Below are 14,309 nucleotides of genomic sequence, written 5' to 3'. Positions count from 1 at the left end.
CCCGGCATTGGCCTAACCAGCGCCAGCCGGATTGTGGCCAGCCGCCGTCATACCACCTTAACTTACGAACATTTAAAAAAGTTGGGCGTAGTGCTTAAACGTGCCGAACCTTTTATTATTAGCGCCGGCCGCAAAATTGGGGCCATTATTAAATTGGAAGAACAAACGATTAAAAGTTTTTTAACCTCTAAACAACCGGTTTTACTTTAATTATGCATTATATTTATCAAAACAATTTACAATTTTATGCCGCTGCCGGCACAATGTTAGCCGCTAAACAGCCCGGTACTATCAGCAGAGGGCAAAGCGATACACTTTTTAGCGAAGGAGTTACCATCAATAATGAGCAACTGGCCCTAGATTTTGAAGAACAGTTAGCTAAAAATTATGGCGACAATTTTATTTTACTTATTAATTTAATTTTAGCCGATGATAAAGATTTAGCCAACCAGCTTATTTATTTAATAAAAAAAGTTATGAACAGTACTATTTTATCCATTAAGAATAATTACGATAGATGGCAATTTATTAAAGATATGTTAAATAATATTGACGATAACATTTTAACGACTTTACGGCAAGTAAAACGTAAAAATGGGGCCGAACTTTATAAATATTTAGGTTTTGTCCGTTTTGATGGTAATCAAAATTGCCGCACCGCCTTTATTCGGCCGGAAGCCGATTTAGCGCCTATTTTGATGACTGCTTTTATCGAAAAATTTAAAACCAATCTTGCCCTTTTTGATGAAGGGCGCGGTTACGGCCTTATTTACTTTGATAAAAAAATCTACCGCAAAGAAAATTTGCCTGATATTAAAACCGGCGATGATTACGGCGAGCTTTTTAAAACTTATATTAAAAGCATTACCATCGAGGAGCGCATTAACCATAAACTACAAGCCGGCCTAGTGCCTTACAAAAACCGCAAATTTATGACGGAGTTTAATTAATAAGGAATAAAAATGAACCGAATAGAAAATTTAGAAGTAGTAAGTTTATATGCTAACTATACACCAACCGAAATAGAGCAGGTTGAAAAAACCTTTCATGATGGTGCCCCGTTTAAGGCCATTTGGTTTAAAAAAGAACAAAAACTCCAAATAGTAATGACTATACCAAATTTTGGTAAAACAATTAAATTAGAAAAATATACTACCTGTCAAGAATATATTTTAATTGTTGATTTTATTAAGGTAACTAATTTGTGGCTAGAAGGGAATACCGGTGAGGTAGGTTTTATTATTAAAGACGGTAATTATATCGTTGAAAACAACAAACTTTTAGAAACTTTAAATAGTTACACAGAAAAATCTTTTAATAATCCTTTCAAAGAACTTGAAAAAACCACCGACTACTTAAAAATAAATTTAATTAATGCCACTTGGATAATGGAAGCCGACATTAAAGAAGAGCTGGATAGGTTATCTATCTGCTTTTGGGCTAGCGCCGGTGTTCCTTTTGGTATAACGGCCGAAAAAATGGTATATGTAAGCAGCTTTGAGAATAATTATCAAAAAAATTAACGCAGTTTTACTCCTACCCCTCACTACTAAAGCTAAAACTTACCTCTTTATTCTCTTCCATCGTACGCCGTAAAGTCCATTCACTGCTGGCTAAAAATATGTAATTACCTTTCACATCTAAAGCAAGTTTGTTCTCATAAACCGCCATAAATTTATCCCAATCGTCTTTTTTATCGGCCTTTACCCAGCAGGCCATGTTAAAATCGGCCGCTTCAAAGATGGCGTTAGCCCCATATTCGTGTAATAATCTATATTGCGTAACCTCCAACTGTAAAGCGCCAACGGCACCGATAAGCCGCTCTTTGGTAGTGTAACGGGTAAAAACTTGGATAACCCCCTCTTCACTTAACTCATCTAAGCCGCGATTAAACTGCTTACTTTTAAGCGGGTCTTTGTTTAAAATTTTACGAAACATTTGCGGGGCAAAGGCCGGTATACCTTTAAAAGTTAGCTTTTCACCCTCCGTTAGGCTATCGCCGATTTTAAAAAGGCCGCTGTCGTGCAGGCCGATAATATCGCCGGGATAAGCTTTATCAATAATATCGCGGCTTTGCGCCATAAAAGCGGTGGGCACATTGGTGCGGTAATTTTTTCCGCTACGCGGGTGCAAATATTGTTTATTTTTCTCAAAAACGCCGCTACAAATACGCATAAAAGCGATACGGTCGCGGTGTTTGGGGTCGAGGTTGGCATGAATTTTGAAGATAAACCCACTCATCGCCTCTTCGGCAGCTTGCACTAAACGCTCTTCAGCCTCATGCGCCTGCGGCGGCGGCGCTAGTTGCGCAAAACTATCCAGCAGCTCACGCACACCAAAGTTATTTAAAGCGCTGCCAAAAAAAACCGGCGTAACTAAACCATCTAAATAATCTTGCAAATTGAAGGGAGGATAAACACCTTCGACCATTGCTACATCTTCACGTAATTTAGTCGCTAAATTTTCACCCACCAACTCGTCAAGTTTTTTATCATTTAAATTGTTAATCTCTATGCTTTCACTTTCTTCTTGTGTGCCGTGGGCATCAAATAAAATCACCCGTTTTTCGGTTAGACTATAAACACCCTTAAAATTTTGACCTTGCCCAATCGGCCAGCTAAGGGGGGTTACATAAATATTCAGTTCACGCTCTACTTCGTCCAGCACCAAAAGCGGCTCTTTACCCTCTCTATCCAGCTTATTAAAAAAGGTAATAATGGGCGTGTGGCGCATGCGGCAAATTTCGCACAGCTTACGAGTACGCTCTTCCACCCCTTTAACGCTGTCTATCACCATTAAAGCGCTGTCTACCGCCGTTAAAGTACGATACGTATCTTCGCTAAAATCTTCGTGGCCCGGTGTGTCCAATAGGTTAATTTTGCGGTCTTTATAATCAAAACCCATTACACTGCTGCTAATAGATATACCACGTTCTACCTCCATTTGCATAAAATCGCTCACGGTGGCTTTGCTGTTTTTGCGGCTTTTTACTGCTCCGGCGGCCTGTATTGCCCCGCCAAATAGCAAAAGCTTTTCGGTGATGGTGGTTTTACCGGCATCGGGGTGGCTAATAATGGCAAAGGTAAGGCGGCGGGCTATCTCTTGTTGTAGGCTCATAATGGGTTAGGATAGCATAAAGAAAGGTGATTGGGCAAGATAGGTTAATCTTTTTTAAGTTTAGCCAACTGTTCTTCAAGTTGAGAAATTCTTTCATCTTTTAAGCTAATAACCTTATTTCTATTTTCAAGCTCTTCTACGGCTTTATTAAGCATATAGTCTTGCTCATTTACACTTTGTTTTAATTTAACATTTTCTTTACTAGTTAAGGTTATGGTATGTTTTTGGTCTTTTATTATTTTGGCCATCATCTCTTCACCGCCGTCCTTTAGCACCGCCTTAATGGTCATATCATACATTAATCCTTGCTCTACCAAGCTAGCGCTCCCATCTTTATTATTTAATAAGATGTGGTTACGCACCAATACATCTAAAAGTATACCGGCCTGAATAAGTTTTTGCGTCGTAGTTATATCGGCTAAACTAAAGCTTAATTCATCGGCCTTTTCGCCCGGGTGATTATGAGCAAAAACAGCCTGACTAGCTTCGTAATAGCTAAAGCCTCTAAAAATATCTTTCACTTTTACTTTGGTGCGCCATTTGCCGCCTATCTCTATTAAATCGATAAAAGCTAAATGGCCATTTTCATCAAAACCAAGTGTCCAAAAATATTCACGTTCCTCGTCATATTCCCCTTCACTAATCCGAATGATAGGGGCGCGTTTGCGCACATTAGGGGGCACAAATATTTCGGGGCCTTTTCGTTTATTTTTAGGAAAAGGTAACTTTAAATCGGCAATCTTAAGTTCCCGGTGTAAAATGGCCTTAACTATGTTATTAATATCTAAACTGGCGCTGGCCGGCCAATGCAGCCCATCATCGGGTATTTTTATGTCTTCTAACTTCATTAACTACCCCTCACCTGCTTTATCACCTTGCCGTTTATGCTGTAGCACCGCAATAGTTAATAAAATTAAAATTACTCCGCTTACAAAAAAGGTGTATCTAAAGCCCAGTAAGCCGTAAGCTAAATTGGCCACTATGCCGCCCAAAGCTGGCCCTAAAGCCGAACCGGCAGTACTGGCCGATGACGACAAACCAAAAACTGCCCCTTGCTTTTCTTTACTGGCCGTAAAAACTAACATAGCATTAATACTAGGCATAACACCGCCCAAAAAGATACTATTAATAATACGCAGCCATAACAAGGTTTGCCAATTACTGACAAGGCCTTGCAAAACCACTAAAGCGGCCGAACCAATAAAACAAACAATTAAAATATGATAGAAATTAAATTTTTTGCCAACAGCTCCGGCAATGACGGCCCCAAGCGCCGCTAAAGCCGTAGATACCCCAACTACCAGCCCGGTAACGGCGGCCACTTGGCCTAAATCGAGGTGGGGCGATAAAAATTGGATATACACGCCAATGATAGGCACATTAACGTTAAAGGCCGTTTGCGAAAATAAATTAACTAAAATTAAAAATAAAATGAATTTATTTTCTTTAAGCGGGCTAAAATCAATGAGCTTACGTTTTGCTTTGGGCTCTTTTACAGCCAGCGGCGGCTCGGGTACAAAAATTAAAGTTACCAAACTCGCTAACAATAAAATAAACGAGGTAATTAAAAAATTACCGCGCCCACCCACCGTAGCAAATAAAAAGGCTCCAAAAGCCGGGCCGATAGCCCCGCCAATATAAACACCCACTTGTAAAATGCCTAAAGCCATACCGGCACTTTGGCGCGGCACCATCGCCGCCACCAATACCGTAGCGGCGGCCACACTGCCGGTTAAGCTGCCCTGTATTACCCTTAATATTAAAAGTTGCGTGGGGCCGGCCACGAAAGTCATTACAAAAATAACGACCGAGCCGCCAAACATTGCCCGTAAAAGCATAATACGTTTGCCAAAGTTATCGGCCAAACTGCCCCAAATAGGGGCCCATATCGCCATACTTACGGCCGGCAGTACCGCCAGTATACTTATCCAGCCCTTTAACTCGGCATCGCCAACTATCCCTAAATCTTGCTGTAAAAAAAAAGGAATAATACTTACACTGGTTTGAAAGGCCATTAAAGTAACCATTTCGGCAATTAAAACAACTGTAAAAGGAAAACGCCACCTATTAGCATTAAAAGGCGGAGCATAAAGTTTAATCATTTAAAGTTGATTATAGCCTTAATGTATTAAAAAAGCAAGCTTGTTATTAACTTTTAAAACTGCCTTAATTTAAATTTATAACCCAACTTCCCTAAGGTTGTATATTCCCCGCTATTATGCTATAGTTACCCGGCTATGGAATCTATCTTTAATAACCTACTAGCTTGTACTAAAGCCGATACAATCTTTAGTAAGGCCAATTCATTTCTTAATGGCAGCAATTATCCTGCCGTATTAAAAAATATGCACGGCAGCTTTTTAGCCTTTTTTTTAACCGGCTTAAAAGCTAAGCTGCCTTTACTAATAGTAGTAAGCAATAGCGACGAGGCCAATAGCTTAGCGGCCGATTTTACCACCTTTGGCCTTACGGCTAATCTTTTCCCTAATTTAGAGACTAATCTTTATCAACCCAGCCCCGTGAGCGGCCTTAGGCAAAGCGCTTTAAATAAAATGGCCGTTAGCGCTATTAACATAATTACCGTGCGCGATTTTATACGGCGCACCGCCCCGCCTAATTACGCTAAAGAGCTAAACTTTAAATTGACTAAAGGTATTAAAACCGGCCCGGCCGAATTAAGCGACAAATTAAGCAGTTTTGGTTATTTACGGGTGCCGCGCGTAAGTGTAGCCGGTGAATATGCCGTACGCGGCGAGGTAGTTGATGTGTTTATGCACGGCGAAGAAGCTGCTCATCGTTTGCAATTTGCCTTTGACGAAATAGAAGAAATTAAAAGCTTTGAGATACAAACCCAAATGAGTTTACAAAGTTTTAACAGTTTAACCATTCCGGCGGCGCGGGAAGCTTTATTTACGGCCCAAGAAGTTAAAACCCTAGAAAACAAATGGAATGCCGGCTACGGAAAAAAAGGACTAAGCTTACCCACCAACGATTTACTTAATGCCGGCCGCTACCAAGAAATTTTTATGCCGCTGCTTTTTAACGAAAGTTATTCGGTTATCGATTATTTACCAAACGAGGCTGTATTAATTTTAAACGATTACTCTAAGCTGGAACGTGCCGCCGAATCTTTTGAAAGCGAAGCCGATGAGTTATACAAGCGAGCCATTCGTACCGGCTTAGGCGTACCGCCGCCCAGTGAAATTTTAAATAATTTTACCGGGCTGATTAATCGCAAAAAAGAGCTGATTACCTTAAATAATAATTTTGAAGGGAAAGCCGTTAATATTTTACCTCACGAAGGGCCGCGCAGCTTCTTTGGCAACATTAACTTACTAAAAGAAGAATTAAGCAGTCTTGCTAAAAACGGTTATAGTACTTTTATTTTTGCCGAAAACAACGAACAAGCCCTGCGTATTGAAACCCTCTTTAAAGATTACCCCGTTACCGTTATCCCCGAAGGGTTATCGGCCGGTTTTTGTTTACCCAGCAGCAAATTAATGGTTATTTGCGAGCACGAGCTTTTTGGCCGTAAAAAACGCACCGCCGGGAATATACGCAAAGTAAGCAGCCGGGCTATCGATAGTTTTATCGAGCTTAACGCCGGCGACTATGTGGTGCATATTAATCATGGCATCGGCCAATTTATAGGCATAGAGCGGCTAAAAGCTGCCGGCAGCGAACGCGACTACATTGTATTGGAATACGCCGGCGGCGACCGTATCTTTGTGCCCATCGAGCAAGTAAATTTAGTAGAACGTTTTATTGGCGGCGGCGGTGAAAAACCCAAGCTGGATAGTATTGGCGGCAAAAGCTGGCAAAACCGCAAAAGCAAAGCCAGCAAAGCCGCCGAAGAATTAGCCAATTATCTTATCGATATTTATGCTAAACGTGAAAGTTCGCTGGGCTTTGCCTTTCCGCCCGATGACGAGTTTCAGCTAGAATTTGAAGCCGATTTTCCTTATACCGAAACGCCCGACCAACTAGAAAGTATGCGCGAAATAAAAGCCGATATGGAGTTAATCCGCCCGATGGACCGCCTTGTGATTGGTGATGTAGGGTATGGTAAAACCGAGCTGGCTATGCGCAGCGCCTTTAAAGCGGCAATGGCCGGCAAACAAACCGCCATTTTGTGCCCTACCACCATTTTAGCCGAACAACATTTTAATAATTTTTTAGAGCGTTTTAAACGCTTTGATTTTGTGCGTATTGCCCTTTTAAGCCGTTTTGTCGATAGAGCGCAGCTTAATAAAAATTTATTAGCCATTAAAAATGGCGAGGCGGATATTGTTATCGGCACCCATCGTCTTTTAAGTAAAGATGTAGAGTTTAGAAACTTAGGCTTAATGATAGTAGACGAAGAGCAGCGCTTTGGGGTTAAAGATAAAGAAAAAATTAAAGCCCTTAAAAGTAATATCGATGCCCTTGCACTCTCGGCCACTCCCATACCGCGCACTTTGCAGATGAGCCTTGTAAAAATCCGCGACCTTTCTACCCTTAAAACCCCGCCGGCCAACCGGCAACCGGTAGAGACTATGGTTAATCCTTATAATGCCGAACAAGTTAGTGCGGCCATTCGTGCCGAGCTGGAGCGCGGCGGGCAAATTTTTTATTTGCACAATCGGGTAACCAGCCTCGAAGCCACCGCCAGTTTTGTGCGCAGCCTTGTACCCGAAGCGTTGGTAGATGTAGCGCACGGCCAAATGAACGCCGATGAGCTGGACGATGTGATGCACCGTTTTGTGCACGGCGGCTTTAATGTGCTGGTATCTACCACCATCATCGAAAGCGGTATCGATATACCCAATGTTAACACCATCATCATCGACCGGGCCGATATGTACGGCGTTAGTCAGCTTTATCAGCTAAAAGGTCGTGTAGGGCGCAGCGATAGAGTAGCTTACGCTTACCTACTTTACCCCGACCAAATTGCTTTAGATGAGCCGGCTATGAAGCGGCTGCAAATTATCAGCGATTTTACCGAGCTGGGCAGCGGCTTTAAAATTGCCATGAAAGATATGGAAGTACGCGGCGCCGGCAATTTACTAGGCCGCGAGCAGAGCGGACAAATCCATGCCGTAGGCCTTGATATGTATTTAAAGATGATTGACGAAGCTATTAGGGCTAAAACCGGCGCCGATGACGATAAATTTGAAACTTTGCTGGAGTTAGAGTACTCCGGTTTTATCCCAGATAGTTACATTAGCGGCACCTTAGAAAAGATGGAAATTTATAAAAAAATTGCCGGCGTAATGACCGAAGACGAATTAGCCGGCCTGCACAGCGAAATTAACGACCGTTTTGGCCCGCCACCCGATGAAGTAAGCAGTTTTTTTAGTCTTGCCGAAATTAAAATTTTATGCCGCAACTTAAAAATTAAAAGCCTGCTGGAAAAAGAAGGTACGCTGGAAATTGAATTTGCTAAATTTACCGCTATCTCGGTGCAAAGCATTATGCGGCAAATAGCCGAAAGCGGCGGCAAATTAAAACCTAACCCCAAAAATGCCGCCGGCTTACTGCTAACCATTGGCAAGGTAAGTTTAAAGGAAAAAAGCGAATATATCCGCGATTATTTAGCACGACTGGCGGCGTAACAACGAGGGGATTACTTCTTTTTTTCTTGACATTACAACATAAATAATGTACTATTAAAGTATGAATGCTCGTGAAGTAGCCAAAATATTGGAAGCTGATGGCTGGGTGTTAGCTAGAATAAATACATGAAGGCAAGCGGCCTGTGCCGTTACCTATTCACGGGAATAAAGATATGGGCCATCTTGCTAAAAGAATATTAAAACAAGCAGGCATTCAGTAATAGGGGGTATTATGATTTATCATTGTATAATAGAACAAGAAGAAAACGAATATATTGTCAGTTTCCCTGATTTATCAAATATACTTACTTGTGGGTTTAATGAAGAAGAAGCCTTAGTTATGGCGAGTGATGCCCTTAATGGAGTTTTAGAAGTTAGTATTTCGCATGGGCTAGAAATACCACCACCCAGCTATACCGGCGGTTACCCAATAAGAGTTTACCCGCATATAGCCTTATCTTTACAGCTGCGTAAACTTAGAGGCAGCCAAAGCCAATCTGAGATAGCCAGCAAATTAGGGTTAACTTATCAGGCTTATCAACGGCTGGAAAACCCGCGTAAAGCTAACCCTACGGTAAAAACTTTAGAAAAAATTGCACGCATTTATGGGCGGGAGCTAAAGATTATTATTTAGTAAATATCACTATAAAGCCCCTAGTTAGCCAATAAATAAATTTTCGTCTTCGGCGTACATGGCTTTGTATTTTTTGTACCATGCGTCCTTGCAGTTGCCTCTTATCTCAACTGCTGCTAACGTTTCATCGTACAGTTCTACAAATTTTTCTAAATCTTTGGTATAATTTTTAATTTTAAGCCACGATTTACTATAATCTTCTAAAAAATCATCACTATTTTCTTTTAAATTTTCTATACAATTTCTTACTTGAGTTTCCGCCTCTGAAATTTCATTGTGAATAGGTTTTTTACTCAATTCCTCTATATAATCCGCCATGGCATTTCTGAGTAAAGGGTAGCATATCTCTCTATTTAAACATTGTGGGCATATCTTATGCGGCTCTACCCCTATCGGAACTGGACAATCCTTTTTTTCTTGCTTAACATACTCCTCAGTTACGTGTTCTAGATACGGGTAACACTTTATCCTGTTTGCACATCTTGGACATACTTCATGAGCTTCTCGCATTTTCTTACTCTCCTTTGTTTTAAAGATTATACCTCATTAATATCATCTTGTAAAGCTATTATAACACGGAGTTATTTAAAAAACATTCAATATTAACATATAAAACCAAATGTTGCAATATTTTATAAAATATTACCGTATGAAGATTATTCTTTTAAGACTTACAAATCTTTTACATTACCAATAATTACTCTTCTTTCTATTTCATTTGCCGGAATATTATCAAAAAACCATATTCCTAATAGGTTATTTGCAGTCTGACGAATAACAAACCGCCCTAAAAAATCTACCTCGCTTAATCTTATGGGCTTGTCAATAATAATATTCCCGCTTGTTACCTCAATATAAATAGCTGGAGAAGAAAAAATAGCTACCTCCGTATTATTAATAAGCCAATTATTACGCTGCCTTTTAAGGGTTATGCTCTGCGGCGTAGCACCGGGGATTACCCAAATAATGGTGTAAAGATGATTCTCTCTCGCCATAAAAGTAGGAGTAGAGGTAGCAGCCGTATCTGTTTTAGCCAATGGCCCATTATATACTTCGTGCCCGTTCTCTAATACTATAACTTGCGTAATATGAGTAGGACTGCTAGGAAAATGGCTTAACTGAACAGTAGTACCTATATCTAACCTGCCCCGCCAACAGCCGGTAAAAAAAATAAAAATTACTAACAATAAACTTATTTTTTTCATATCTTTTTTATTTTAATTTAATATTTTTATTGTTAATTGTTTAATATCAATTTCTTATATAAATTATATCTATCAAATACGGCTTTAAGCTGTATATCATTTAAATTTCTTTTAATATTTATTTTATACAATCCCTGTTCTTGCGAATCGTTATTATCTAAATAACTCATACAATTTTGCCCCCCCCCGCCACTATAGGTAATAATATTTTTAGATAGTGTATCATTTAATAACGCCATAGCCTTAAACCATACATCATCGGCATGCGGACAAATTTTAGTAAAAACCTCTTCATTAAAAACCTCGTCATTAAAGCAGTGGGCCGGGTAAAGTACTCCGCCCACCCCAGTTGGAAAATTAAGTGGGCTAACATCAAATCCGCTATAACATTGCTCCCAACTATTATATTTTTGCAAAGCATTATTATTTTCAAGAGCAATACGGTGCACACGAGTCGCTAAAATAAGATTAGGGCTTATTTTATGCTCGTTTATGAGGTTTTCTAATAGGTAATAATGATACCAACAATCGTCATCAATGGTAATAATAGTGGCCTGCGGAAAGGCTTTTAACGCCGGGATTAATTTGGTATAGCTTTTTATATCTTTTACATACCTTACTTCTAAGCCGCGCTTTTGCTGCCTTTGCAAAACTATAGGTAAGGGCTTATCTTTTACATCGTTACCAAGCCACAGCACAATTTTGTTGGGTTTTAAACTTTGCTGCATAATAGATTCTATGGTTAAATGCACATCATAAATGCGCCTGCCATAGCTGGTAAGCGATACCACTACCTCGTTAGCCGTGTATCTTTCGTTACTAATCCCTAAAGCTATACTGTTTAAAGCTAAATTAGTTAAGTTATTTTTAACTATTAACTTTTCGGCTAACCCTTTTAGATAGTAGGTTAGTTTAGCTTTAACTATTCTTTTTATTTGTTTTATTTTTTTCATATTTATTTTACTCTTATTTGGTCTGACGGTTTTGTTATTAATTGTTTAGTATCAATTTTTTATATAAATCATACCTATCAAAAACAGCTTTAAGTTGCCTATCATTTTGGCTTTTATTAACAGTATCCCATAACCCTATATCCTGCACTTCTTCATTACTTATATAATCAACACCATTCTCATTATAGGTAAAAATCTTTTTAGATAAAGCACCATTTAATAACGCCATAGCCTTAAACCATACATCATCGGCATAGGGGCAAATTTTAGTAAAAACCTCTTGGTTAAAAATTTCATCATTAAAAGAACCTGCCGGGTATAAAATTCCTCCGGCTCCCGTTGGAAAATTAAGCGGGCTAACATCAAATTTTTTATAACGAAAACCCCAACCGGTATATTTTTCAAAAGTACCTTGCTCATTAAGTTTTATACGGTGCATACGAGCAGCTAAAATTAAATGGGGGTTTTCTTTATGTTCATTTAAAAAATTTTCTAACAAATAATAATTATACCAACAATCGTCATCAATGGTAATGATAGTAGCCTGAGGAAAAACCTTCAAACTAAAAATTAATTTTTTATAAGACTTTATATCTTCGCAGTATTTAATTTCTAAGCCGCGCTGTTGTTGTTTTTGTAAAACTAAAGGCAGAGGGGTGTTTTTTAATTCGTTACCAAGCCATAACACAATTTTGTTAGGCTTTAAGGTTTGCTGCATAATGCTCTCTATAGCTAAATGCACGGAGTAAAGACGTTTACCATAGCTGGTAAGCGATACCACTACCTCGTTAGTTGTGTATCTTTCGCTGCTAATCCCTAAAGCTGTACTGTTTAAAGCTAAATTAGTTAAGTTATCTTTAGTCATTAACTGCGTAAGGTTATTACTTAGCCACAAATCGGCTTTATTTTTAATTTTTTGTTTTATACTTTTCATAAAAAGTGCTTAAACTATAACATAACCCCTTAAAAATAACTAGCTCTTAAGATAAAAATTAAAAGGTGAAAATTTTCTGTTTTCACCTTTATTTTTGTGCCATCAATATAATTAATTTACTAAATTTTACAACTATTAACTATTAATTTTATTATTAAGGCTATTAAACTCTTTAGCTATACCGCTCACCTCTTTATTAAGTATTAATAAAGCCGCTATGTTAGGAAAAACCATTAAAGCCATAAAAAAGTCGACTAGTGTCCATGCCGCATCTACCGAAATAACTGCTCCTAAAAAGGTAGCCATAATAGCCAGCGGCGTGTAAACAAACATCGCTTTACGGCCAAAGAGGGCCTTAATATTTTGGGCCCCAAAAAAATAAACGGCAATAATGGTAGTAAAACCTAAAAAGAACAAAGTAACGGCAATAAAAAGCACCCCAAAGTAGCCATAATACAGGCGGAAAGTCTCTTGGGCTAAGCCGGCTCCGCGTAAAAAATCGGGAATTAACGCGGCGCTGCTAAGGCCATAAATATGCGTCCCCATAATTCCTGTCGATAAAATGGCCAAAGCCGTAAGGGTTACCACCACAAAAACCACAAAAACACCCATCATAGCGGCTTGCCCTTGCTCGGCGGGGTGGTTTACTTTAGCAACGGCATGTGCATGCGGAATACTCCCCAACCCAGCCTCATTAGCAAAAAGGCCGCGGGCAATACCCAAGCGGATTGCTTGCTGAATACCAATACCTAACCCGCCGCCCACAATAGCTTGCGGATTAAAAGCTCCTACAAAGATTTGGTAAAAAACTGACGGTATATTGGCAATATTAATAAAAATAATAATAAGCGCCGATGTTACATAGATTACCGCTAAAATGGGCATCACTTTTTCCGAGAACGAGGCAATACGTTTAGCCCCGCCAATAAAAATAAAACCAGCCAGTAAGGCAAGGATAATTCCTAAAATAGCGGTTGCCGCGACAGGAAAAGCGTTGGTAACGGCGCTGCTTATGGCATTAGCCTGCATCTGAACAAAAATAACCCCCATCACAAAAATGACGATAAACGAAAAACCAACGGACAGCACTTTTCCTAGTTGCCCTTTAAAGGCGGCACGAATGTAAAATGCCGGGCCGCCCACCACTACACCATCTTTATTAACGCTTTTGTATTTTTGCGCCAGCACCGCTTCGGCATACATAGTGGCCATACCCAAAAAAGACGATACCCACAGCCAAAAAACAGCGCCCGGTCCGCCGGCAATTAAAGCCGCCGAAGTACCTACAATATTACCGGTACCCATTTGGCAAGCTACGGCCGTAGCCAAAGATTGAAAGCTGCTCATACCTTTATCGCCGGCAGCGCTGCCTTTAAATTTAACGCCGCCAAAACTGCGTTTAAAGGCTGCTTTAAATTGACGTAACTGAATAAATTTTAATTTAAAGGTAAAAAACAAACCTGTTCCGCACAAAACAAACAATAATGCATAACCCCACAAAATGTTGTTAATGCTTGCAATAAAAGAAAATAATGCTTCCACTCGTAGTACTCCTTAATTGTAAATTCATTTATTTTAGCATATAGGGTACTTTATGGCAATAACTATACAAAATTTGGTAGCTATCCACCTATAGTCCCAACAATATTTATCGATGGCTAGCTAGCTCAACTTTTTTCCCTACCAAACCAACCTTAAAAAAATATCAAAAAAATTTAAACTTTCTCCTCAAGTGAAAAAATAATAACTCGTAATTGAGTAGTGGTAACTGAAAAGTGAAAGATGAAAATTAAGAATTAAAAAGCTGTCCACTTTCAGTTTTCACCTTTCAGTTATCAATTATTTACATTTAAGGAGTAAAAAATGTTAGAT

General features: G+C 39.3%; 13 protein-coding genes. 5 read left to right on the top strand and 8 right to left on the bottom strand.

Annotated features, from left to right (window positions below; translation table 11 throughout):
- From FWE37_06055 to FWE37_06045, 3 genes are all read left to right on the top strand, one after another.
- Positions 1 to 210, top strand: a 210-nt coding sequence (locus FWE37_06055) for a hypothetical protein (protein MCL2520547.1), incomplete at its 5' end; no start/stop codon positions are given.
- Between the two features lie 2 nt (positions 211 to 212).
- Complete coding sequence (locus FWE37_06050; GenBank protein MCL2520546.1) at positions 213 to 950, top strand: DUF4130 domain-containing protein; 738 nt, start codon at positions 213 to 215, stop codon at positions 948 to 950.
- Between the two features lie 12 nt (positions 951 to 962).
- On the top strand, positions 963 to 1,523 hold the full coding sequence (locus FWE37_06045) for a hypothetical protein (GenBank protein ID MCL2520545.1): 561 nt from the start codon (positions 963 to 965) through the stop codon (positions 1,521 to 1,523).
- A 13-nt stretch (positions 1,524 to 1,536) separates the two neighbouring features.
- Here the strand turns inward: FWE37_06045 and FWE37_06040 are convergent, their stop codons facing one another.
- The 3 genes from FWE37_06040 to FWE37_06030 are packed head-to-tail and all read right to left on the bottom strand — an operon-like array spanning position 1,537 to position 5,219.
- Complete coding sequence (locus tag FWE37_06040) at positions 1,537 to 3,117, bottom strand: peptide chain release factor 3 (protein MCL2520544.1); 1,581 nt, start codon at positions 3,115 to 3,117, stop codon at positions 1,537 to 1,539.
- 44 nt (positions 3,118 to 3,161) lie between these two features.
- On the bottom strand, positions 3,162 to 3,965 hold the full coding sequence (locus FWE37_06035; GenBank protein ID MCL2520543.1) for a hypothetical protein: 804 nt from the start codon (positions 3,963 to 3,965) through the stop codon (positions 3,162 to 3,164).
- A gap of 3 nt (positions 3,966 to 3,968) precedes the next feature.
- A complete protein-coding gene (locus FWE37_06030; GenBank protein ID MCL2520542.1) occupies positions 3,969 to 5,219 on the bottom strand; it encodes an MFS transporter in 1,251 nt (416 codons plus the stop codon).
- 135 nt (positions 5,220 to 5,354) lie between these two features.
- On the opposite strand from FWE37_06030, the gene mfd reads away from it, so the two are divergent.
- Together mfd and FWE37_06020 are read left to right on the top strand one after the other, a co-directional pair.
- Positions 5,355 to 8,711, top strand: a complete 3,357-nt coding sequence (mfd, locus tag FWE37_06025; protein ID MCL2520541.1) for a transcription-repair coupling factor — start codon at positions 5,355 to 5,357, stop codon at positions 8,709 to 8,711.
- Positions 8,712 to 8,943: 232 nt separating this feature from the next.
- Complete coding sequence (locus FWE37_06020) at positions 8,944 to 9,345, top strand: type II toxin-antitoxin system HicB family antitoxin (GenBank protein ID MCL2520540.1); 402 nt, start codon at positions 8,944 to 8,946, stop codon at positions 9,343 to 9,345.
- A 24-nt stretch (positions 9,346 to 9,369) separates the two neighbouring features.
- Here the strand turns inward: FWE37_06020 and FWE37_06015 are convergent, their stop codons facing one another.
- The 5 genes from FWE37_06015 to FWE37_05995 form a co-directional block, all read right to left on the bottom strand.
- Positions 9,370 to 9,855, bottom strand: coding sequence for a hypothetical protein (locus FWE37_06015; GenBank protein ID MCL2520539.1), 486 nt, complete (start codon positions 9,853 to 9,855; stop codon positions 9,370 to 9,372).
- A 161-nt stretch (positions 9,856 to 10,016) separates the two neighbouring features.
- Complete coding sequence (locus FWE37_06010; protein ID MCL2520538.1) at positions 10,017 to 10,550, bottom strand: hypothetical protein; 534 nt, start codon at positions 10,548 to 10,550, stop codon at positions 10,017 to 10,019.
- Between the two features lie 32 nt (positions 10,551 to 10,582).
- Entirely contained in the window at positions 10,583 to 11,503 is a 921-nt protein-coding gene (locus FWE37_06005; protein ID MCL2520537.1) for a glycosyltransferase family 2 protein, read from the bottom strand.
- Between the two features lie 37 nt (positions 11,504 to 11,540).
- Positions 11,541 to 12,437, bottom strand: a complete 897-nt coding sequence (locus tag FWE37_06000; GenBank protein MCL2520536.1) for a hypothetical protein — start codon at positions 12,435 to 12,437, stop codon at positions 11,541 to 11,543.
- A gap of 135 nt (positions 12,438 to 12,572) precedes the next feature.
- Positions 12,573 to 13,979, bottom strand: coding sequence for an amino acid carrier protein (locus FWE37_05995; GenBank protein ID MCL2520535.1), 1,407 nt, complete (start codon positions 13,977 to 13,979; stop codon positions 12,573 to 12,575).
- Positions 13,980 to 14,309 lie beyond the last annotated feature (330 nt).

Source organism: Spirochaetaceae bacterium (genome assembly GCA_009784515.1).
Lineage (GTDB): Bacteria > Spirochaetota > Spirochaetia > WRBN01 > WRBN01 > WRBN01.
Note: the sequence above shows the minus strand (reverse complement) of the source record. Positions and strands in the feature narration are given on the sequence as shown.

Coding starts and splice junctions, on each gene's coding strand:
- FWE37_06050 (MCL2520546.1), top strand. CDS start 213: ATGCATTATATTTATCAAAACAATTTACAATTTTATGCCGCTGCCGGC.
- FWE37_06040 (MCL2520544.1), bottom strand. CDS start 3,117: ATGAGCCTACAACAAGAGATAGCCCGCCGCCTTACCTTTGCCATTATT.
- FWE37_06015 (MCL2520539.1), bottom strand. CDS start 9,855: ATGCGAGAAGCTCATGAAGTATGTCCAAGATGTGCAAACAGGATAAAG.
- FWE37_06035 (MCL2520543.1), bottom strand. CDS start 3,965: ATGAAGTTAGAAGACATAAAAATACCCGATGATGGGCTGCATTGGCCG.
- FWE37_06005 (MCL2520537.1), bottom strand. CDS start 11,503: ATGAAAAAAATAAAACAAATAAAAAGAATAGTTAAAGCTAAACTAACC.
- mfd (MCL2520541.1), top strand. CDS start 5,355: ATGGAATCTATCTTTAATAACCTACTAGCTTGTACTAAAGCCGATACA.
- FWE37_06045 (MCL2520545.1), top strand. CDS start 963: ATGAACCGAATAGAAAATTTAGAAGTAGTAAGTTTATATGCTAACTAT.
- FWE37_06010 (MCL2520538.1), bottom strand. CDS start 10,550: ATGAAAAAAATAAGTTTATTGTTAGTAATTTTTATTTTTTTTACCGGC.
- FWE37_06000 (MCL2520536.1), bottom strand. CDS start 12,437: ATGAAAAGTATAAAACAAAAAATTAAAAATAAAGCCGATTTGTGGCTA.
- FWE37_06020 (MCL2520540.1), top strand. CDS start 8,944: ATGATTTATCATTGTATAATAGAACAAGAAGAAAACGAATATATTGTC.
- FWE37_06030 (MCL2520542.1), bottom strand. CDS start 5,219: ATGATTAAACTTTATGCTCCGCCTTTTAATGCTAATAGGTGGCGTTTT.